Raw genomic sequence first — 20,601 nt, forward strand, 5'->3', positions numbered from 1 at the left:
GCGGACCACGGCTCGTCAAAAGCATGATGAAAAACGGCTTTCATTCATCATGCGTCCAGCCTGGCGCCTGACGGATGACTGACAATCGTCTGCGCTCAAATCCTTCTTTCCAAAGTTAAACGCAGCCAGGCGAGCGCATAGCGAACGAAGTGAGCGGTAGCGAGCCGTGATTGCAAGGCATCCGCCAGGCGCCAGGCTGGACGCATTAACGGTCTACAGCAGCGTGTAGTGGTGAATGTTGTTGGCGTCGGGCTCGCGCGCAATGCGATGCTCGGCGATAAGGTGATTCAGGATAATAATGCCGCCTTCGACAATGCACCACTTTTGGGCTGGGTAAATATCTTCCCAAGCCTGCGGCACATTCCACGTAAGGTTTTTCACCACGTCGGCGCCCGTTGCACCAGGATGCTCGGCAATGTACGCCGCCGCTTGTTCAATGCGTTCACAATGATGGTTTTTAAGCCACGCCACACGTTCGCGCCAATCGGGGCGTATTTCGCCATGGGAATGCAGCAACCGCGAAATACCCAGGTCACACACCTTTTGCAGGTTCGCAAGATACACGCCCATGGTATCGACGACCCCCAAGCGCAGGCCCAAACCGGGCGAGATGGCGAACAGGATGTGGTCGCCGGAAAACAACAAGCCCGACCCACGGTGGAAAAGCGCGAGGTGGCCGGGCGTGTGGCCCGCGGTATCGACGACCTCGAGCTTCGTTTGCCCCACTGCAATAACGTCGCCTTCTGCAACGAATTTCAAGTTGCGCCCCTCGGGCTTGAAGCTGGGAATACCCATGCCGTAACGAGCCGATTTATGCACAAGGTCGCAATCGAGCCCCTCGGCGCTTACCTGGGCTTCGGTGATGCGCAGGTATTCGGCGTCGCTTGAAGCGGCCATGAGGTTGAAGTCGGTGAGGCTCAGGGCAATGGGTGCTTCCTTGGGAGCCACATGATCGATGAGACCGGCATGGTCCATATGCAAATGCGTCAAGAAAAACGACATGCGCGCCTTATCAATGCCGAGCTCGTCGATTGCCGCGTCGAGCAGAGCGGCGCCTTCGGGCGTCGGCGCCCCCGTATCGACGGCCAAGCATTCGCCCCCGTCGCAAATAAGGTAGCAATTCGTCTCTGACGTGGAGATATTCAAAAACGGCACGCGCACGAGATATACATCAGGGCTCGAGCTGATTTGGCGATAATGTTTGCCTACCGCATAGGGGGTTTCGTGGGCAAACGCGCCCGCACCCTTCAGCATGCGTTCGCTCGCCTCGGCAACGCCCTCGTTCATACGCAGCCCCCTCCGTTATCATGCGCGGCACGAACCACGCCCAGTTCATTCATCTTACGCAAACAATTCGAACTCGAGGTACATGGGCAAAAAGCGCGCAATAAATGGCGACGAGCGGTGTTTTGCATTTCGAGCTGGCCACCTGCGCCCATCGAAGTACGCAACCTAAAGCTTTTTCCTGCGGGCACGGAAGGCATCCATGGGCTCAATTCGCAGGCCATTCTTGTTGTAGCTCACCGCTAAATTTCCCTGGATGTTCGACACGAAGCCCGATTTGCCTAAGCCGTCGAGACAGGTTTCGATGGAGGCCGTTTCGATGCGGGCATCGCGACCAAGCGCGAGTGAAAGCACTCGGTCGATTACGCGACGAGCAAGTGGACGCTCAACATGCGCCATATCGGACGAAATCAAGAAACCCTCGCTCGGGAGCTGGCCCAACGGTCGCACCCTGGAAAGAAGCAGTTCGCGCGCCTGGCCGGCGAGCATATCATCTTCTTCGGCGATAAGGTTCATCGTGCGCGTGAGCGTTTCGAGCAGGCGTGGGTTACGCTCTTTGGCGCGAGGCACGATTTCGTGACGCACGAACGCGCGGAAGTGATCGGTATCGGCATTGGTGGCATCTTCGCGCCACAGCTCGCCCAATTCATCTCGCACGGGGCACGGGCGCCCCGCGATGAACGCGCGCAAGTCATCACGCCCCAACTCGAGCAGCGGGTGGCACACACGCATGCCATCGATATTCACGCAGTAATTCATGGAACGGAACCCGCCCGGGCCCGTGCCCACAATCGAGCGCATATAGAAGTTCTCCACGCGGTCGTCTGCGGTATGCGCTGTGTATACGCGCGCCGAATCTTCAGAAAAGCCCAGGTGAGAACAGGTGCTTTCAATCGCCTGACGCGCGGCTTTATACCGCTCGTCGCGGGCGATGGCCTCCATGTTGCCGCCCTGTCGCACGAGCGCCGACACGTCGATTTCGCACATGAACAGCGGCAGGCCGAGCGCTTCCGCCAGCTTCACAACAAATCGGGCGTCGCCTTCGGACGCCTCACCGCGCAGCTTGTGGTTCACATGCAGCATAACCGCTGCGCCCAAATCGCCGGCTGCCACCATATCGGCAACCATGTATGCCAGCGCACAGCTGTCGGAGCCGCCGCTCACCATGGCCACCGCAAAGGCGTCGGCTCCCGCCATCTTGTGCGCGCGCACCGTATCAAGCGCGCAATCGTATACGGTTTTTTGTGCCATGGCGGCCCCTATCATTCAAAAGCGCCCGGCCGATGAATCGGCCAGGCGCCTATTTTCGAAAAACACTCGTTACTGCGCGGCTTCAAAAATCTCGGAGAATTCGTTCATCAGGCGCTTTACTGGCAGACCGACGATATTGTCGAAGTCGCCATCGATACTCTCGACCAAGGCACGGCCGTCACCTTGAATGCCGTAAGCACCAGCCTTGTCCATGGGCTCGCCGCCAGCAACGTATTCGGCAATAACCTCGTCGGTGAGTTCCTTAAACGTCACACGGCTCGTTTCGGTGAACGTGCGGAAACCCAACGAAACTTCTTTATTGGGCGGCGCGCTCACAAGCCACACCGAAACGCCCGTAATAACCTGATGGGGACGGCCAGAAAGCTCGCCCAAAATGCGACACGCGTCGTCTTCGTCGACGGGCTTGCCGTAGATCTTTCCGTTCGCCGCAACCACGGTGTCGGCACCGATGATCGCCGCAGCACCCACGTATTCAGGATCGCCAAGCACCTGCTGCACAATGGCGCCCGCCTTGCGCTCGGCGAGCTTTTTGGCGGCCTCCTCGGGCTGGCGCAGCAAATCGGGCTCGAGGGATTCATCAACATCGGCGCTCAGCACCGTGAACGAAACGCCCTCTCGCTCGAGCAGTTCGCGGCGGCGGGGGCTTCCGCTTGCAAGAATGATTTCAACTTTCTGGGGCATGAACTTTCCTTTCCGGCGTTCTTTCGAACGAAGACCATGTCAATATCGCACGGCAGCGAGGCGCGACGGCTCCCTTCAATGGGCCTGCGCATCACAATGCACTTGGACGCATTCCTGAAACGCACCACCCGCGAATCGCCGCACCAATCTCGTCTTACCTATATATATCTATCGCCGTTCGAGCAAAATAATATTCTCGGCATGGCTCGTGTGCGGGAACATATCCACCGGCTGCATTTCCACTATGCGCCAACCGCGTTCGACGAGAAATGCCGCGTCGCGCGCCTGTGTTTGCGGATTGCACGAAATGTAGACGATGCGCTTGGGCGCAAGCTCGCATGCAGCCTTCAGGAATTCCGGCGTGGAACCCGCACGAGGCGGATCCATCATAAGCACGTCGAGCGGCGCCCCCTCGTCGGCCATGCGGTGCATGTATTCGCCCGCGTCGGCCGCAACGAATTCGGCGCGCTTGATGCCGTTGTGGCGCGCGTTGTTGCGGGCGTCGGCCACGGCATCGGGGCGCTCTTCGACGCCAATCACGCGCGCAGCACCCGGGTTGCCATCGACGCCACGCGCAGCCACAAGTCCAATCGTGCCCGTGCCGCAGTACGCGTCCATAAGCACCTCGGTGCCCGCAAGCTTTGCCATCTCAATCGCGCGACAATACAGCACTTCCGTTTGCGTTGAGTTGACCTGGTAAAACGATTTCGAGGAAATGCGGAAACTCAGCCCGCACAACTCATCGAGAATAAAGCCTGGGCCAAACAGCGTGCGTTCCTTATCGCCCAAAATCACATTCGTTTGACGCGCGTTCACATTCTGCACGACCGTCGTGATGGACGGGTGCTTCTCGCGCAACGCGCGCACGAAGCCTTTCGCGCCAGGAAATTGATCTTCGCGCGTGACCACCGTGACCATGATTTCACCCGACGTATGCCCGACGCGCACCTGCACATGGCGAAGGAAGCCCTCGTCGGTGTCTTCGTCGTATGGCTCAATGCGGAAACGGCGCATGAGGTCGCGAATCGTAAGAATAATGCGCTTGGCTTCGCGATTTTCGAGCAGGCATTCGTCAGAATCAATCACGCGGTGCGTTCCTCGTTCGTACATACCGCACAAAACACGCATTTGACGTGCTTTTTTGTCCCATATGCCAACATAAGGCGACACGACCTTGTTGCGATAGTAACGCGGGTCGTCCATGCCTAAAATAGGCCGCACCGCCGTTTCGGAATCGAGCAAACCGTCGAAAAGCCCTTCGACTTCATGCTGTTTGCGTTTCAGCTGTTCGGCATAAGGCACGGCAAGCCATTCGCAACCGCCGCATTTGCTATCGATGGGACAGAAAAACGCCCCTGGCGCAACGCTCCCCCGAGCACAGCCCGCACGAAGCCCACCGTCGCGACGAACTGGTGCGGCCTTGGCGAACTTTGTCGATTTGCCCGATTTGGATGCCTTTCCCGATCTGTTCGACTTGTTCGGCCTGTTCGGCTTATTCGACCTGCTCGCATCGCTCGGCTCACCCGACTTGCCTGGCTTGTCCAGATTGTTTTTGCCGAAACGGGCGTCCATCGAGCGATTTCCGCCCTTGCGGTTCGGCTTCGTACCGTCGAAGGTGGCCAATTCGTTTTTCGCGGGCGCACCGCCCTTCGCGCCACGGCTTTTCGACGCGCGACGCTCGTCGGCCTTTCCTGGTCGAGCACTCGGCTTGCGACGCTGAGCAGCAGCACCGCGCGCCGTAGATGAGTTTTTGTGATTTCCGCTTTTCATGCCTGCCATTCTACTATGCGTCGCCCACGCGCGGCACCGTCCATCCGCGGCAACACGCCCCGTACACAGGCATTTTCGCCACACGCGCAACTCGCGTATAATTGGCGGCTGAAAAACCACGCCGCGTGACGGCGTTTTAAGGCCACCCAGAAAGGCCACCCATGTCATCATTTTTCAAAGACCTTCGCGAATTCTTATGGCTCTACCGCCAAGGATTCCGGCCAACCGAATATCTTCGCAACTCCGACCGCATCTCATTGCACGCCTGTGGATGGCGCGCAAACGGAAGCGGGCGCATGAAAACGGCCCGCGACGCCGTCGCCTACCTCGAAGGATCGATGCCTGAGCAGTGGCGCCAGGTGTACTGCGGCCTCACGCCGTTTCTCGTATCGGATCGAGGCAACGTGCGTCTTATCGACGGGTCCGAGCCGCGCATGATGCTCGCAAACGGGCGCTACCAAATCGCCTACAAGCCCGAAGAGCAGCACCCTTCGCGACGCGGTCGCCGCGGTGGCATGGCCCACAAGAAACGAGTATACCGTTCGGTGCTCGTAGCCATGGCATTCCTCGATTTCAAAAAAGGCGATGCCGAACATGAGGTTCATCACGTTAACGGATACCGCACCGACGATCGCCTGGTAAACCTCATGGTGCTCACGCACGACGAGCACACGCGCATCCACAACATGGGGCCCTGTGGCCTAACAGCGCCGCTCGACGATGCCGTGCGCGACGCTGGGCTTCTCGCAGAAGTGAAGCCTATGGGCACAATGAAGCTGCGCCGCATAAAGAAGAAGGCGCTCAAACGCGCGCTCGAGACGCCCAAGGCGGCCAAAAACGCGATTGCAAACGACAATGCGAATAATGGCGAGGCGCTCGACGCCCCAGAGATTTCGGGCGACGAATCGCAAAAACCGAACCGCGCGGAAATAATCCCCGCTGAAGCGCCTGCTGGCACGTTTGCCTGCAATCCCCTGCCCGTGCTTGACGAGACGGGCGTATTCGTCACACCCGAAGCGCCTGAAATTCTCGCCATTAAGCGCGCGGAAGAAGCCCAGCACGAGGCCGAGAAACGTGCCGCCGAAGAAAAAGCTGCGGCAGAAGAGGCCGAGCTAGCGGCGATTCCCGCACGCGGCAACCATAAGGCCGAAGAGAAATCGAGCCTTCAAGCGGCCGCCGAAGAGGGCATGGCCGAAGTAGCCGAAAAAATCGACGCCGCCTGTGTGCGTTCGGGCGCCCGCGCGCAGGAAATGATTAATGGAGAAGGCCCGACCAAGGCAGCCAAACGGCGCGCGAGCAAAAAGCGCGCCGAAGCCCGTCGAGCTGAAGAAAAAGCAGCCCGGCGCGAGGCTCAAAAGCAGATTGCTCGCAAAGAATCGCAGGTCGAAAGCGAGATCCTCGACGAGGCAAGCGCAGAGGCCGAGCGTGTAAGCGAATACCCCCAGAACGCCTTCATCGCCGCAGAGGGCGAAGCCGTGATTGAAGAAGGCACCGCCGCAGAGGGCGAATCTGCCATCGATGAAACCGCCGCCGAAGCAGGCGAAACCGCCATCGACGAGGTCGCCGTCGCAGAGGGCAAAGCCGCTATCAACGAAGCCTTCATCGTCGAAGTATTGACGGAAGCGGAGGTTTCCGAACGCAACGAGCTCTCTGGCCAGAGTGTGCCGTCTTGCCAGAATATACCCTCTGAGCAGGGCGTTTCTGCAGAGCAGCGTACCCCTTCCGATGAGGTCGCCCCCGAAAAGCAGGCATCTCCTTCGCAGCAGGCTCCCCTTTCGAGACAGGCTTTCCCTTCAAAGGGGGCCGATTCTTCAAAGGAGGCTGCTGTTTCAAAACGACCCATTCCTTCAGATCGGGCTGATTCTTCAGAACAAGCCACTTCTTCAAGACGAACCTCTTCTTCGAAGCAATCCTCTTCTTCGAGTCAGTCCGACCGGGAATCTGTTAAATGCTCGCAGCATTTAACAGATTCGGGAGAAGCCGATTCTTCAAAGGGAGATGCATCTTCAAAACAACCCAACCCTTCGGAGCAGGTCGATTCCTCAAAACAAGACGTCTCTTCAAGACGGACCTCTTCTTCGAGGCAGGCCGAGCAAAAATCTGTTAAACGCCGCGAGCATTTAACAGATTCGAAGCGTGATACGGCAGAGGCCGATTGGGCCGCCGCGCGTGAAGTGCTTGCGCGCGAGACCAGGGCCTACCTGAAAGCGGCACGTAAGCTTTCTCGCAAAGACGACGCCGGCAGCAAACAGTTCGCTTCCGCTGCGAAACCGGTGTATAAGGCGCTCAAGCCTTTCCTCACCTGCTCCGACGAAGTGTGCGCTTTCGACGCGTGCCTTGTCTGCATTCGCCTTATCGCGCAAGATGCGCAAACCCGCACACAACACGGCCAACCGGAGTTGCCGCAAACAACGCATTCGTTGCTCGGCAATTTCCAAAAGCTTATGAAGGCTTCTGTGCGCAAGCTCATTCGCGCTGACGAAATCGTTGCCGCGTGCACTGAAGAGCTGCTGCGCGAAGAGGCGGCCAAGCCGGTTTACAAATCGCTTCCAAATAGCCCGTTGAAGCAATGCCTTGATATCATCAGCTCAAAGAACCCGAAGGAAGCCGCCGAGCCGGACGAGGCGCCTCGGGCCAAGCCCGAAGAAAACACGACAACGGAAGGTAAGGCTTCCGAGGGCAAGCGCCGCCGAAGGAGGCGCCGCAAGAAAGAACACGCCGAAAACAAGGGGCCCGAAAAGCAAAACCGAAGCGCGGAATCCGAAGAAGAAACCGAAGCAGAAGCAGCCCAGTAAGACTCGCAGAAAGGCACCATCATGAATTTCATCGTTCGCTGGCTCATTACCGCCCTTGCCGTTGCGTTTACCGTTTGGCTCGTTCCTGGCATCGGCTTCGCCACAGCAGGCAATTCCGTCATCGACGTCGTGGCGTTCGCGATTGTGCTTGCCCTGCTCAATATGGCCGTGAAGCCTATTCTCCAAGCGCTAAGCCTGCCTATCACAGTGCTCACATTTGGCCTGTTTTATCTGGTCGTGAATACGGCAATGCTGTACTTGGCATCGGGTATCTCGGGTGGGCTGTTCGGCGTTGATTTTTATATCGCGTCATTCGGCAGCGCGTTCATCGCAAGCATCGTGATTAGCATCGCAAGTTCGGTTTTGAACTCCATCATCGAATAGGAGCCCGGCAAAAGCGTCTACCCCGCAAAGCGACGTCAATACCGCACGCGTCATCGCTGCAAACAAAAAAGGAGCCTTTCGGCTCCTTTTTTTAATGCGCGTCGTACTTACTCTTCGTCGCTCTTGACCCAAGAGAACATGTCGCGAATCTTCGCGCCCGTCTTCTCGATCTCGTGGTTGTTGATGGCCTCGCGCTGCTCGAAGAGCCACTTGTGGCCGTTCTTGCAGTCGGCAACGAATTCCTTGGCGAACTCGCCGTTCTGGATGCGAGTGAGGATTTCCTTCATGGCTTCACGAGACTGCTCGTTGATGACCTTCGGACCAGCATAGTACTCGCCGTACTCAGCCGTGTTGGAGATGGAGTAGTTCATGAAGTGAATGCCCGACTCGTACATGAGGTCGACAATCATCTTCATCTCGTGATAACACTCGAAGTACGCGAGCTCGGGCGGATAGCCAGCCTCAGTCAGGGTCTCAAAGCCAGCCTTCACAAGCTCAACGAGGCCGCCGCAAAGAACAGCCTGCTCGCCGAAGAGGTCTTCCTCGGTCTCCTGCGCGAAAGTCGCCTTGATGATGCCGGAACGGGCACCGCCGACGCCCCAGCAATAGGACATGGCGATATCCCACGCATCGCCAGTAGCGTCCTGAGCGACGCAAGCCAGGTCAGGCACGCCAGAGCCCTCGGTGAACTGACGGCGCACAATGTGGCCCGGGCCCTTGGGAGCGCACATGATAACGTTGACGTCCTCGGGAGCCTTGATGTAGCCATAGTGGATGTTGAAGCCATGCGCGAAAGCAAGCGTGTCGCCAGCATGCAGGTGCGGGGCGATGTGCTGCTCGTAAACCTCGGGCTGCAGCTCATCGGGAATAAGAATCATGATGACGTCGGCTTCCTCGGCAGCCTCGTCCTCGAGCATGACCTTCAGGCCAGCTTCTTCAGCCTTAGCCCAGCTCTTGGAGCCTTCGCGCAGGCCAACGCGAACGTCGACGCCCGAGTCCATGAGGTTGAGCGCATGGGCATGGCCCTGCGAGCCATAACCAATAATCGCAACCTTCTTACCCTTGATGACTTCGGGGTTCACGTCATTTTCGTAATAGATAGTAACAGCCATGGGTTTCTCCTTTTCTTTGACTGCATACAACTTGATCATCCCATCGAGCTTTTGGCGTGCGGGAATACGCATGTGCTCAAACAGTCCTGAGCTCGCACGAACAGCACTTCATGTGCTGTTCGGCTCGTGCGGAACTGCGCATTGCGCACCCCCGCACGCCAAAAGCCCTCCATGGTCTCAAAACTCGCAGCGATACAGCTCATAGCTGCGTCGCGCGTTTTCCTTCCCCAACGCAACCCTTCTTGCAAATCATTCGACCGGCAAGGCGGCCAATGCGCAGAGGAATCGGCCCAATCTAGTCCTTCGAATTCCTGGACATGGCGATTTTGCCAGTTCGAACGAGCTGCTTCAGACCATAGGCTCGGAAGAGATCCTCCATCGCCTCAAGCTTGCTTTCGTCACCCGTCGCCTCAATCGTGAGCGAGTTTTTACCCACGTCCACGATATTGGCTCGGAAGACGTTCGCAATCTCGATAATCTCGTGACGGCGATCGGGCGGTGCGCTCACCTTGAACAAGGCTAGCTCGCGCTCGATAGCGTCTTCGTCGGTGAGGTCGGTGATCTTGTACACGCTTACCAGCTTGTGCAGCTGCTTGGTGATTTGCTCGTAGCCAACCTCGTCGGCGTTCACGATTGCCGTAAGGCGGCTCATCGTAGAATCTTCGGTAGGGGCAACGGTAAGCGACTCAATGTTGAAGCCACGGCGTGAAATCATGCCAGTCACGCGCGAGAGCACGCCCGACTTGTTTTCGACCAACACGGAAAGGATGTGCTTCATTATTCCTCGCCCTCCTTTTCGTCCTTCTTACCAACGCCCTTGCCATTCACGCGAACAGCGCCAAGCGTAACGTCAATCGCGCCAATCACGTTGTCAAGCGCAGCGCCTGGCGCAACCATGGGATACACGTTCTGGTCGGGCGAAATGGCAACATCCAGCAAATACGGCTTCTCGCTCGCAAGCATGCGTGCAATCGCGGGAGCCACGTCTTCGGGCTTCTCGATGCGCTCGCCTTCCCAACCGTATGCGTCGGCGAGCTTCACGAAGTCGGGCACCGGATCGAGAATCGTGGACGAATAGCGCTCGTGGTAGAACAGCTTCTGCCACTGATGCACCATGCCCAGCGCGCGATTGTCGAGCAGGAACACTTTCACGGCGGTGTTGTTGATGGCCGCGGTCGCCATTTCCTGGCTGTTCATCTGGAATGACCCATCGCCAGCAACACAGACAACCTGCTTGTCGGGGCAACCGAACTTGGCGCCGATAGCAGCGGGGAAACCGAAGCCCATGGTACCCAAGCCGCCGCTCGAAAGGAACGAGCGCGCATGCTCACGGCCAATGTGCTGGTGAGCCCACATCTGATGCTGGCCAACCTCAGTCGTTACAATGGAGTTGTCGGGGTCGAGCTGCTTGGAAAGCTCGTCGAGCGCAACTTCAGGAACGATCTGGTTCGGATAGTCGTTGAACTGGTCGTCGTAATACGGCCAGCGCTCACGCCATTCGTTTACCGTTTCGACCCATTCGGCATCGACGGGCGTAGCGCCCGATTTCTCGAGCTGGGCCACGATGCCGCCCAAAATGCCCTGAGCATCGCCGACGATTGGCACGTTCGCTTCACGAATCTTGCCAATTTCGGCCGGGTCGATATCAATATGGATGACCTTGGCGTTCGGCGCAAATTCATCAAGCTTTCCGGTCACGCGATCGCTGAAGCGGGCACCGGCAGCAATGATGAGGTCGCATTCCGTCATGGCCATGTTGGCGTATTTGGAACCATGCATGCCCACAGGACCCAAGCTCAGCGGATGCGAGCTGGGGAAACAACCTTTACCGAGCAGCGTGGTGACCACGGGGATCTGCATAGCTTCCGCAAGCGCCTCCAATTCCTGGCACGCATGGGAGCTCACGATGCCGCCGCCTGCGTAGAGCAGCGGGCGCTTCGAGGTCTCGATGAGCGCGGTCGCCTGCTTGATTTGCTTGGCATTGCCCTTATACGTGGGGCGATAGCTGGGAATGTTCACGCTATCGGGATAGTGGAACACCATTTCAGCGCCCTGCAAATCGCTCGGAATATCGATGAGCACAGGGCCCGGACGGCCAGTCGAAGCAATGTAGAATGCCTCGCGGAACGTCTCGGTAAGGTCGTCGGTCGACTGCAGAAGGAAGCTGTGCTTCACGATGGGCATGGTGATGCCCACGATGTCAGACTCCTGGAACGAGTCGGTGCCGATGACGCCGCGCGTGACCTGGCCCGTGATAACCACCATGGGAATGGAATCCATGTATGCGGTCGCGATGCCCGTCACCGTGTTCGTGGCACCCGGGCCGCTCGTTACCAGCACAACGCCAACCTTGCCCGTGGCGCGCGCGTAGCCGTCGGCCATGTGAGTGGCGCCCTGTTCGTGGCGGGCGAGCACATGGTGCAGCTTCTTGCTGTCGTACAGCGCGTCGTAAATTTTGATGGCCTGGCCACCGGGGTAGCCGAACACGGTGTCGACGCCTTCAGCCTCAAGCGAAGCGATAATCGCCTGGGCGCCCGTCATCGTTTTGCCCTCGTGCTCGGTGTGGCTGCCAGGTCCAAGCGGCTTGCCTTCAATGGCGAGCTGCTTTTGAGCCAGCTTGTCAGTCAAGGTGTTCATCATGAGACATACGCTCCCTTGTCGGCGCTTGAAACGAGTTTCGCGTACTTGGCAAGCACGCCGTGGTTATGCTTGGGGGCAGGCGCCACGAAAGCGGCACGGCGAGCAGCGAGTTCTTCGTCGCTTACGTGCAACTCGAGCTTGCCGCCTTCAATATCAACGGTGACCTGGTCGCCGTCTTCAATAAGGGCGATTGGGCCGCCAGCTGCAGCTTCGGGGCTTACATGGCCAACGCAGGGGCCCTTCGAGGCGCCGGAGAAGCGGCCGTCGGTCAGAAGCGCAACGCTCTTGGACAGGCCCATGCCAACAATGGCGCTCGTGGGCGTGAGCATCTCACGCATGCCCGGGCCGCCCTTCGGGCCCTCGTAGCGAATAACGACCACGTCGCCGGGCTTAATTTCGCCAGCGAAAATCGCCTCGCAAGCCTCTTCCTCGCTATTGAAGCAACGAGCGGGGCCGGTATGCGTGAGCATGCTGGGGTCGACGGCGCTCTTCTTCACGATGCCGCCATCAGGGGCGATGTTTCCGTGGAGCACGCGCAGGGCGCCCACCTTGGAGAACGGATTGTCATGTTTGCGGCATACCTCGCCGTCGGCGGGCTTGGTGCAGTTGGCGATATATTCGGGAAGCGGGCCCATGCAGGTAATCGCGCTTTCGTCGAGCAGGCCCAGCTCGTTGAGCTCATGCATGACAACCGGCACGCCGCCCACGGCATACAAGTCGATAAGCGGGCGCGGGCCAGAGGGCTGCAGCTTCACCAAGTGCGGCGTGCGGGCGCTTGCGGCATCCCAATCGTCCATGGTGATGGGGTGGCCGGCCGCCATGGCAATAGCGGTCAGATGGAGCACCGTATTGGTAGAGCCGCCGAATGCCATGTCGCATTCCATGGCGTTGTGAATCGCCGCCTCAGAAATGATGTCCTTGATGCAAATGCCCTTTTCGAGCAGCTCCATGACCTTCATGCCCGCATGCTTCGCCAAGCGCAGACGCTCGGAGTACACCGCAGGGATGGTGCCGTTGCCGGGAAGCGCGATGCCCAAAGCCTCGCACAGGCAGTTCATCGAATTCGCAGTGAACATGCCCGAGCAGCTGCCACACGTGGGGCATGCGGTGTCTTCGTAGTACTTGAGCTGCTCTTCGGTCATCGTGCCAGCACTCACCTGGCCCGCGCCGTCGAACAGGGTGTTCAGATCGGTCGTGGGACCGCAGTTGCAACCAGCTTCATGACCGGGAAGCATGGGGCCGCCGGAAACGAAAACCGTAGGAATGTTCACGCGCAGGGCGCCGAGCACCATGCCAGGAACAATCTTGTCGCAGTTGGGAATGCATACGGCAGCGTCGAATTGATGGCCTTGAACAGCGCATTCGAAGCTGTCGGCGATAGCTTCGCGGGAAACGAGCGAGTAATGCATGCCGTCATGGTTCATGGCAATGCCGTCGCACACGCCGATGGTGGAAATTTCGAACGGAACGCCACCGGCCATATAAATGCCGGCCTTCACAGCTTCGCAAATTTTATCGAGATTATTGTGACCCGGAATAATGTCGTTGCGGGAATTGAACACCGCGACGAGGGGCTTCTTCATTTCTTCATCGGTAAGGCCGTCGGCCTTCAGCAAGCTGCGGTGGGGAGCACGCGCCACGCCAACTTTAACGGCATCGCTACGAAGTTGCATCGTTTCTTCCTTCTTCCTTCAAGCGTTATCGCTAACCCAAGGAATGCGGTCGACCGAAGAGACTTCGCTCTCGATGCCTTATCACGGAAGGCGCCGGCGTTGCATACTGACGGTGGCGCGCGGTGGGTGTTCCGCGTTGACCAGCTGCGTTCAGCTTCGCTGCTCGAGGGAGTTTTCGGAGCCGTCCACCGCAGGTTCTCAGTCCGCCTGCTTGCTGTGGGATGGGTTCGTTCCTACTCGCCCTGTCGTCGCATTTATTGAGTGACGTTGATTATACGGGGCGCGACCCCAAGTGCAAGGGGCTATCGCACTTTAATGCGATAAAGTGAACGAATTTCACAAAATAGTTGCGTGAGTTGCGAACAGGCAACTTTTCGCTGCGAGCGGAAACCAGTCAGCTGCTCGCAGCGAAAACGCGCGCCACTGGCCGTGAAGCGTCCAAATACGGGCGCCAAACAATTGGCAAGCGAAAAATTTTCGTCAATCAAAGCCCCGCTGCGTCACAATGTCCTCGTGAAAAATATTGAGGAAGTCAAAGGAAGCACCATGTGCGAAGCATGCTCAACCGAATCGAATCAGGCGCCGCAGGGCATGGCCTACACCCCCGGAAAACCGTTCCCAACACATCACGCGCAAAACGCAAGTGATTACCTGAATGCGGCGCTATCGGCCGAACGCTGGATTGCAACCTTCGAGCACAAGACGCCCGAAGGCATCTTCTGACAGCAGGACGTGAGCCAGTCAATCGACCTATCGCTGTACAGCGGGTCGGCCGGTGTAGCGTATTTCTATCTGAAACTCACCGAGGTCACCGGCAACGCCGAGTTCGCCGAGAAAGCACGCTGCGGGCTTTCCTACGCAGCCGCGCATTGGCGCGACCTGCTGCTTCCCGAGCAGGCCGCCTTCCAAGATAACCGCGAGGGCGTGCCTGGCGTGCATCTAGGCGCCCACATGGGCGTTGGCGGTGTGGGCCTCGTGCTCATCGAAGGCGCTAAAACCTTCGCGGAAAGCAGAGACGCCGAAAAGTATCGCCGGGCGGCACAAGCAATCGGACGCTTCTATACCGACGAATCTGCGCAACAAGGCGAAAGCGGCCCCTATTGGACCGGCAGCCCCGCGTTACTGATGGACGGCGGCATTATGCTATTCCTCATCGCACTCTACGAAACGTTCGGCGATCAGCAGTTGCTTGAATTCATCAAGGCCGCTGGCGCACAATACCTGCGCTGGAGCGCGGAAAGCCCGCGCGGCGGCGTCGATTTCAACGGTGCGGGCATCGAAACCCCATTCGATTGGCCGAATTTCGCCTTCGGGAGTGCTGGATCGGGATATCTGCTCGCGCATCTTTTCCGCATCACGGGCGATGCCCGTTATCTTGAAGTTGCACGCAGATGTGCCGATTTCCTCGACGCCGTAGCCGTGCCGCAAAAACGAGGCAAGCTCATCCCCCACAAATTGGGCGGAGATGACGAATTCACCGTCTTCTACTTGGGATATTGCCACGGCATCGCAGGAACATTGCGCTTCCCCACCCTGATGGGGACCCTCGACAACGATATTCGTTGGGCAACGATGGTCAATCAACTCGCCGACGGAGCCGAAGCGCTCGGCGCACCCGAGCATATGTCGGCTGGCCTCTGGAATACCGTATGCTACTGCTGCGGTCACGCCGGCATGGCGCATACATTCTTGGGTCTGTACTGCATCGATGGGTCGCCGCGCTGGCGCGAGTTCGCCACACGCTGCAGCGATATATTGCTGGGCTCGATGAAAACGCACGCCGACGGGTCGGCCTCTTGGCCTTTCGCATGGGAGCGAGTACACCCCGAAGAGCTCTCGCAGCGCATCGGTTTCTACGACGGCGCAGCCGGCATCGCATCCACGTTGCTCGAACTGTTCATGCTTGAACGCGACGATTATCACTGGCCACGCATGATCGACGACCCCTTTCCCGAGGACCCGCGCCGCTAAACGCAAGCCCATCCCAAGTCGCGCCGCCGGTAAAACATTCCACGTGCGCCTCGTACTCAAGCGTCTTGCCAGCATCTGAACGCCAGGCATCGGATTGGCAACGCCCGCATCGCCCCAACATTTCGCGCGTGAGCCGCCAGGTACCATAGTAGGCGCGCGGAAAGGAAGCTTACATGCAGCCATCGAGCACTCTTCAACCCGTCGGCACGCAGCAGCACGTCGGAACCCACCCAGACACCACCGAGGCCGAAGAGCAATCTCTTCCCTCGATCGATTTGCCGCCCGATGCCGATTTCTACGGCGATTACTTACAGAAACTAAAGGAAATTACCTGGCGTTTTGAGATATCTCTCGAGACGTATTTAATGGAGCGCGGCATAAACCGCGAACGCAAGCCCATTTCATCGTGGAAAACGCGCATCAAGTCGCCCGACAGCATGAGGGAAAAACTCATCAAGCGAGGATACGAGCCTACTGCCGAAAATGCCGTATACGCCGTGCACGATGCAGCTGGAGTGCGCGTGATTTGCCCACTCGTCGACGACGTCGCATCGGTCGCGCAGTTCATTCGCGAGCTCCCATGCTTCGAGGTCGTGCAGGAAAAAGACTACATTTTGCACCCAAAGCCAAACGGATATCGCAGCTACCACATGATTCTTGCGCGCACGAACGATTCGGAACTCGACCCCGATGCAACGAGGCGAGCCGCGGCCAAGGCGGCCATTGAAGCGCAAGAGATTTCCCTGTCGCAGCTTATCGACCAACTGAATACATCGGGCACATTCGATGCCGTCGAGTCAAAGGGGGCCGAAGCGCAGACTGGCGATAATCGCTTCGAATTCGGCCGTCGCGTGTGCGTCGAAGTTCAACTTCGCACCATCGCGATGGATAGCTGGGCAAGCATCGAGCACGACCTCAAATACAAGAAAGATGTGCCTAACCAGGAGTTTTTGCAGGCCGAGCTCAAACGCTGCGCCGACGAGATGGCGGCGACCGATCTGTCGTTGCAAACTATCGCCGACTTGATCAACGTAAAGTAAATCGGCAAAAAGTGACAAAAGTTGCGAATTCGGGGGCGTATTTGCCAGAATCGCCGCACTTCGAGGACCCATAAAACCGTTTCAGAGTAGAGGTTGGCCCTATTTGCAAGATATATCTTGCAAATAGGGCCAACCTCCCTTGCTTTTAGTGCTGAAAAGCCCCCGGATTCGCAACTTTTGGCAAAAATGGATGCCTCGCTTTACGCTGGCCCAATTCTCGGAGCATCAATCAAGTTCGCACTCCTCGTCGCACGAAATGCAAGCCCATACGCCAACTACGCTCTAGTTGCAAACCTTACCGGGGTTCAAAATGCCCTTCGGGTCAAACGCCTGTTTAATGCTCGACAACAGGGAGAATGCCGTATCGCCCACCGATTCGCGCAGGTATTCCTTTTTCGCATGCCCAATGCCGTGCTCGCCAGAAACCTGGCCGCCCAGCTCGTTGCATTTCGCGTACGCCGCATGCATAACGCGCGTCGACTTCTCAAGGAACGCCTCACGCTCAATATTGTTTCCGCAGCAATAAATATGCAGGTTGCCGTCACCCGCATGACCGAACGAGCGAATGAGCACGTCGTTCTCGACGCCCGTATCATGAATAAAGCCCAGGAATTCGGCGATTTTATCGACGGGAACCACCACGTCCATCTCATCGAGATGCTCGGTTTCGGCCTCGATTACCGTGAGAAACGCGCTGCGCGCCGCCCATACCGCCGCCTTGTCGGCTGGGTGCTCGATAACGAGCGTGTCGAAGGCGCCCGCTTCTTCGCCAATTTCGGCCAGCGTTTCGGCGCGCTGAAAAATCTCGTCCTCGTCGTTGCCATCGAGCGTGACCAGGATATATGCGCCGCATTCATTGCCGTCGACCACCGTGGGGATAATTTTGTTCCCCGTGTATTCAGCCGAAGAGTCCACGATATCGCGCTCCATGAACTCGATAGACTGCGGATTTAAACCTGCAAGCTTGATTTTCGGTACAGCGGCAATGGCGGTTTGAATATCGCTGAACGAGAGAATGAAACTCATGTCTTCTTTGGGATTAGGGATAAGCTTCATGGAGAGCTCGGTGATAATGCCTAACGTGCCCTCCGAGCCAACCATCAAGTGCAGCAGGCTGTAGCCCGAACTCGTTTTCGCGACCTCGCGGCCCAGTCGCAGCACCTCACCGCTTGGCAGAACCACCGTCATGGCAAGCACATAGTCGCGCGTAGTGCCGTATTTCACGGCTCGCATGCCGCCGGCATTCGTGGACACGTTTCCGCCGATAGACCCCGTTTTCTCACCCGGATCGGGCGGATACATGAAGCCATGGTCGATTGCATCGGCCGCCAAATCGCACAAGCGCACGCCCGGCTGTACGCGCACGAACAGGTTGTTCTCGTCGTATTCGAGAATTTTGTCCATGCGCATGGTGCACAGCGCAATGCCGCCCGCCAATGGCGTGCTGCCACCCACCAAACCCGTTCCCGCACCGCGCACCGTTACGGGGATATTGTTTGCACTCGCAAGCTTCATAATGGCCGACACTTCATCGGTGTTTGCAGGAAGAACCACAGCGTCAGGCATGTGCGTGCCGTAAATAGGCATCTCATCGTGCGAATAGTCTTCGTTGATATCTTCGCCAGTCAGACAATTATCGCCCCCAACAATATTCTCGAGCTCGGCGATGAGCTCCGGGGTGAGTTGATTGTACTCGGCCATGGATCCCTTTCCGTGCATTGTGGCGCATAGCGGCACTCGTACGACCAAACCCCGGCCGCGATACCCGTCAATAACATGCGCTCTCATCTTGCGTTCGCGAACTCTAGCACAGTAAAGTGCCAATGCATCCAGCCGATAACGCTTCACGAATGAGCGGCACATTGCAGCGGCGAACGGCGGATTGTCAGCCGCGGATGGAAGAGACGACCACAAACAGAAAGCGGGTCCAACGCATATCGACAATCGGCCGAGAAGATAACGGTGCCCGCTTCGCCGGCCAACGCTAGGCATTACAATATTCAGCTAAGCCCAGAGAGGAGGCCGGGTTGACTAATCTTCGAATTCCTTTTCTTACGCTCACCGCGCTTGCGGTGCTACTTCTTTCTTGCGGTTGCTCACCCCAGCAAGAAAAGCTTGGCCCTCGCCCGAACGAATTCGAATCGCACACGCCCATTTACGATCGCGACACTATTTTGTTCCATTACGAATCGTTCAACCATGAGGCAATCGATGAAATCCCTCCCACGCCTGAAGGAAGCGGCGGCGACCCCTTCGCCGTCCCCTGGGCACTCGTAGGCACCGTTGAGGATTTCGATGGCGCCGGCATCGCAAAGATTAAAGTCGACAGGGACCAATCAAGCGGCTTCATTCTCGACACTGCATATCTCAACGCAAACGCGCCTATCGAAGGCGGCGACGTCATCGCCATCGGAGACAAAATAGAATGCCGTTTTCTCTACGATACCAACTCGGAAATAATCGATCCCGAGAAAAGCGGCTACATCAGAATCGTAGATTCGGGGTCGGCCTCGTAAAGAAGTCGGCTTTTCGTGGTATCCACCAGCCGATAAACCGCGCGGCCATTACAATAGCCACATCCAAACCCGATAAATCCCCCCTGGAGGCCGCCCATGATGTGGTTCACCGCCGATTTGCACTTCGGCCATTCGAGCATTCTTTCGAAAATGAATCGCCCGTTTGAAACCATCGAACGCATGAATCAAGGGCTCATTGCGGCGATTAATGAACGGGTAGCGCCCAGCGACTCGCTCTATGTGCTGGGTGACTTCGCGTATCAAACAACTGCCGAAAACGCACGCCGCCTACGCGAGCAAATCACTTGCGAGCACGTGCATCTCATTCGCGGCAACCATGACGATTCGTGGTCGACGGGCGCGGGCGCGGGGATTTTCGAAACCGAGCAGGACTATCTCGAAATCGCCCCCGGCTACGCGCGCGGCCATAAGCTCGTTTTGTTCCACTACCCCATCATGAGCTGGAATGGAAAACGCCGCGACGCCATCGCCCTGCACGGCCACGTCCACTCCAAAGGACCCACCAACAACGAACGCAACCGCGAGCGCGGCATTCTTCGATACGACGTGGGCGTTGACGCGAACGGCTATGCGCCCGTAAGCCTCGCTGAAATTTTGAAATTCTTCGAGGGCGCTCAGTCGCACTCTCGAATGGGGTAAGAAGGAACCAAGAGAACGTCCGACGTCACAAGCACCACAGGAGACCCCGCAGCATGAAACCCATCGCGCATATTCGCACCGACCTTCCCCAGAAGTTCGGCATTCCGCGCAACAGCTTTCTGGCGCCACATTTGCAAGGGCGCATCGTTTTCGAGCCCGAGTTCGCGTTGAATAGCGCCGTCGCGGGACTCGACGGCTTCTCGCACGCATGGCTGCTTTGGGAATTTGAAAACGGCACGCCAGGCGGAACCGCGCAAGACATTGCAGCAGATGCCGCCACCGACGACAAAAGCGGCACGAACACGAAATGGTCGCCCACGGTGAGGCCTCCGCGCTTGGGCGGATCAGAGCGCATGGGAGTGTTCGCAACCCGAAGCCCATTCCGCCCCAACCCCATTGGATTGACCTGCGTCAAAATCGACCACGTCGAGCTCACCGACGACGGCCCGATTATCCATGTGTTGGGCGCCGACCTGCGCGATGGAACGCCCATCTTTGACATCAAGCCCTATATTCCCTTCGCCGACTGCCACCCCGATGCGACGGGCGGCTTCATCGACGAAGCACCCTGGCACGAACTAGACGTCGACTTCCCCGAAACGCTGCAGGCGCATATCGAGGGCGACAAGCTCGAGGGTCTCGTGGAGGTGCTGCGCCAAGACCCGCGCCGCGCCGGAAGCAAGCACGACCCAAGCCGCGTCTACCATTTGGCCTTTGCCGCATATGACATCGCTTTCACCGTAGACGGCGATGCGCTGCATGTGGTTGGGGTCGCAAGCGCATAGGCGATATGACGAGGGCAC

Annotated in this window: 17 protein-coding genes; 8 read left to right on the forward strand and 9 right to left on the reverse strand. The window is 57.9% G+C overall.

Going from position 1 to position 20,601, the window contains the following annotated elements:
* Positions 1-213: 213 nt before the first annotated feature.
* The 4 genes from DMP05_RS07075 to rlmD form a co-directional block, all read right to left on the reverse strand.
* A complete protein-coding gene (locus tag DMP05_RS07075) occupies positions 214-1,287 on the reverse strand; it encodes an MBL fold metallo-hydrolase (protein ID WP_123219784.1) in 1,074 nt (357 codons plus the stop codon).
* 165 nt (positions 1,288-1,452) lie between these two features.
* Positions 1,453-2,535, reverse strand: coding sequence for a tRNA lysidine(34) synthetase TilS (gene tilS, locus DMP05_RS07080; protein WP_123219785.1), 1,083 nt, complete (start codon positions 2,533-2,535; stop codon positions 1,453-1,455).
* Between the two features lie 69 nt (positions 2,536-2,604).
* Positions 2,605-3,237 carry a Maf family protein gene (locus DMP05_RS07085; protein WP_123219786.1) on the reverse strand — a complete coding sequence of 211 codons (633 nt, stop codon included), beginning with the start codon at positions 3,235-3,237 and terminating at the stop codon, positions 2,605-2,607.
* Between the two features lie 168 nt (positions 3,238-3,405).
* The gene (gene rlmD / locus DMP05_RS07090) at positions 3,406-5,007 is read right to left on the reverse strand and encodes a 23S rRNA (uracil(1939)-C(5))-methyltransferase RlmD (RefSeq protein ID WP_244595088.1); all 1,602 of its coding nucleotides are present in this window, start codon (positions 5,005-5,007) and stop codon (positions 3,406-3,408) included.
* Positions 5,008-5,303: 296 nt separating this feature from the next.
* On the opposite strand from rlmD, the gene DMP05_RS07095 reads away from it, so the two are divergent.
* Positions 5,304-7,802 carry an HNH endonuclease family protein gene (locus tag DMP05_RS07095; RefSeq protein ID WP_161957496.1) on the forward strand — a complete coding sequence of 833 codons (2,499 nt, stop codon included), beginning with the start codon at positions 5,304-5,306 and terminating at the stop codon, positions 7,800-7,802.
* A gap of 21 nt (positions 7,803-7,823) precedes the next feature.
* Positions 7,824-8,186: a phage holin family protein gene (locus tag DMP05_RS07100; protein ID WP_123219788.1), complete on the forward strand. Its 363-nt coding sequence runs from the start codon at positions 7,824-7,826 to the stop codon at positions 8,184-8,186.
* Positions 8,187-8,293: 107 nt separating this feature from the next.
* Here the strand turns inward: DMP05_RS07100 and ilvC are convergent, their stop codons facing one another.
* The 4 genes from ilvC to ilvD all read right to left on the reverse strand — a co-directional run bounded on the left by ilvC (position 8,294) and on the right by ilvD (position 13,611).
* Positions 8,294-9,298: a ketol-acid reductoisomerase gene (ilvC, locus tag DMP05_RS07105; RefSeq protein ID WP_114615268.1), complete on the reverse strand. Its 1,005-nt coding sequence runs from the start codon at positions 9,296-9,298 to the stop codon at positions 8,294-8,296.
* A gap of 295 nt (positions 9,299-9,593) precedes the next feature.
* On the reverse strand, positions 9,594-10,076 hold the full coding sequence (gene ilvN, locus DMP05_RS07110; protein ID WP_123219789.1) for an acetolactate synthase small subunit: 483 nt from the start codon (positions 10,074-10,076) through the stop codon (positions 9,594-9,596).
* Positions 10,076-11,935: a biosynthetic-type acetolactate synthase large subunit gene (gene ilvB / locus DMP05_RS07115; RefSeq protein WP_375781752.1), complete on the reverse strand. Its 1,860-nt coding sequence runs from the start codon at positions 11,933-11,935 to the stop codon at positions 10,076-10,078. The genes ilvN and ilvB overlap by 1 nt, the downstream gene beginning before the upstream one ends.
* Positions 11,935-13,611 carry a dihydroxy-acid dehydratase gene (gene ilvD / locus DMP05_RS07120; protein ID WP_123219791.1) on the reverse strand — a complete coding sequence of 559 codons (1,677 nt, stop codon included), beginning with the start codon at positions 13,609-13,611 and terminating at the stop codon, positions 11,935-11,937. The genes ilvB and ilvD overlap by 1 nt, the downstream gene beginning before the upstream one ends.
* A gap of 429 nt (positions 13,612-14,040) precedes the next feature.
* On the opposite strand from ilvD, the gene DMP05_RS07125 reads away from it, so the two are divergent.
* From DMP05_RS07125 to DMP05_RS10240, 3 genes are all read left to right on the forward strand, one after another.
* Positions 14,041-14,334, forward strand: coding sequence for a hypothetical protein (locus DMP05_RS07125; protein WP_123219792.1), 294 nt, complete (start codon positions 14,041-14,043; stop codon positions 14,332-14,334).
* A 9-nt stretch (positions 14,335-14,343) separates the two neighbouring features.
* The gene (locus DMP05_RS07130) at positions 14,344-15,582 is read left to right on the forward strand and encodes a lanthionine synthetase LanC family protein (RefSeq protein WP_123219793.1); all 1,239 of its coding nucleotides are present in this window, start codon (positions 14,344-14,346) and stop codon (positions 15,580-15,582) included.
* Between the two features lie 173 nt (positions 15,583-15,755).
* Positions 15,756-16,622: a GTP pyrophosphokinase gene (locus tag DMP05_RS10240; protein ID WP_123219794.1), complete on the forward strand. Its 867-nt coding sequence runs from the start codon at positions 15,756-15,758 to the stop codon at positions 16,620-16,622.
* Positions 16,623-16,904: 282 nt separating this feature from the next.
* On the opposite strand, the gene DMP05_RS07140 is transcribed toward DMP05_RS10240, so the two are convergent.
* Positions 16,905-18,323, reverse strand: coding sequence for an FAD-binding oxidoreductase (locus tag DMP05_RS07140; protein WP_123219795.1), 1,419 nt, complete (start codon positions 18,321-18,323; stop codon positions 16,905-16,907).
* A 326-nt stretch (positions 18,324-18,649) separates the two neighbouring features.
* Here DMP05_RS07140 and DMP05_RS07145 point away from each other — a divergent pair, with 326 nt between their 5' ends.
* The 3 genes from DMP05_RS07145 to tsaA all read left to right on the forward strand — a co-directional run bounded on the left by DMP05_RS07145 (position 18,650) and on the right by tsaA (position 20,583).
* Positions 18,650-19,138 carry a hypothetical protein gene (locus DMP05_RS07145; protein WP_123219796.1) on the forward strand — a complete coding sequence of 163 codons (489 nt, stop codon included), beginning with the start codon at positions 18,650-18,652 and terminating at the stop codon, positions 19,136-19,138.
* 96 nt (positions 19,139-19,234) lie between these two features.
* Positions 19,235-19,798, forward strand: coding sequence for a metallophosphoesterase (locus DMP05_RS07150; RefSeq protein WP_123219797.1), 564 nt, complete (start codon positions 19,235-19,237; stop codon positions 19,796-19,798).
* Positions 19,799-19,851: 53 nt separating this feature from the next.
* Positions 19,852-20,583, forward strand: a complete 732-nt coding sequence (gene tsaA / locus DMP05_RS07155; RefSeq protein WP_123219798.1) for a tRNA (N6-threonylcarbamoyladenosine(37)-N6)-methyltransferase TrmO — start codon at positions 19,852-19,854, stop codon at positions 20,581-20,583.
* Positions 20,584-20,601 lie beyond the last annotated feature (18 nt).

It is taken from the genome of Slackia isoflavoniconvertens (genome assembly GCF_003725955.1).
GTDB classification, from domain to species: domain Bacteria; phylum Actinomycetota; class Coriobacteriia; order Coriobacteriales; family Eggerthellaceae; genus Slackia; species Slackia isoflavoniconvertens.

Coding starts and splice junctions, on each gene's coding strand:
- DMP05_RS07075 (WP_123219784.1), bottom strand. CDS start 1,287: ATGAACGAGGGCGTTGCCGAGGCGAGCGAACGCATGCTGAAGGGTGCG.
- tilS (WP_123219785.1), bottom strand. CDS start 2,535: ATGGCACAAAAAACCGTATACGATTGCGCGCTTGATACGGTGCGCGCG.
- DMP05_RS07085 (WP_123219786.1), bottom strand. CDS start 3,237: ATGCCCCAGAAAGTTGAAATCATTCTTGCAAGCGGAAGCCCCCGCCGC.
- rlmD (WP_244595088.1), bottom strand. CDS start 5,007: ATGAAAAGCGGAAATCACAAAAACTCATCTACGGCGCGCGGTGCTGCT.
- DMP05_RS07095 (WP_161957496.1), top strand. CDS start 5,304: ATGAAAACGGCCCGCGACGCCGTCGCCTACCTCGAAGGATCGATGCCT.
- DMP05_RS07100 (WP_123219788.1), top strand. CDS start 7,824: ATGAATTTCATCGTTCGCTGGCTCATTACCGCCCTTGCCGTTGCGTTT.
- ilvC (WP_114615268.1), bottom strand. CDS start 9,298: ATGGCTGTTACTATCTATTACGAAAATGACGTGAACCCCGAAGTCATC.
- ilvN (WP_123219789.1), bottom strand. CDS start 10,076: ATGAAGCACATCCTTTCCGTGTTGGTCGAAAACAAGTCGGGCGTGCTC.
- ilvB (WP_375781752.1), bottom strand. CDS start 11,935: ATGAACACCTTGACTGACAAGCTGGCTCAAAAGCAGCTCGCCATTGAA.
- ilvD (WP_123219791.1), bottom strand. CDS start 13,611: ATGCAACTTCGTAGCGATGCCGTTAAAGTTGGCGTGGCGCGTGCTCCC.
- DMP05_RS10240 (WP_123219794.1), top strand. CDS start 15,756: ATGCAGCCATCGAGCACTCTTCAACCCGTCGGCACGCAGCAGCACGTC.
- DMP05_RS07140 (WP_123219795.1), bottom strand. CDS start 18,323: ATGGCCGAGTACAATCAACTCACCCCGGAGCTCATCGCCGAGCTCGAG.
- DMP05_RS07150 (WP_123219797.1), top strand. CDS start 19,235: ATGATGTGGTTCACCGCCGATTTGCACTTCGGCCATTCGAGCATTCTT.
- tsaA (WP_123219798.1), top strand. CDS start 19,852: ATGAAACCCATCGCGCATATTCGCACCGACCTTCCCCAGAAGTTCGGC.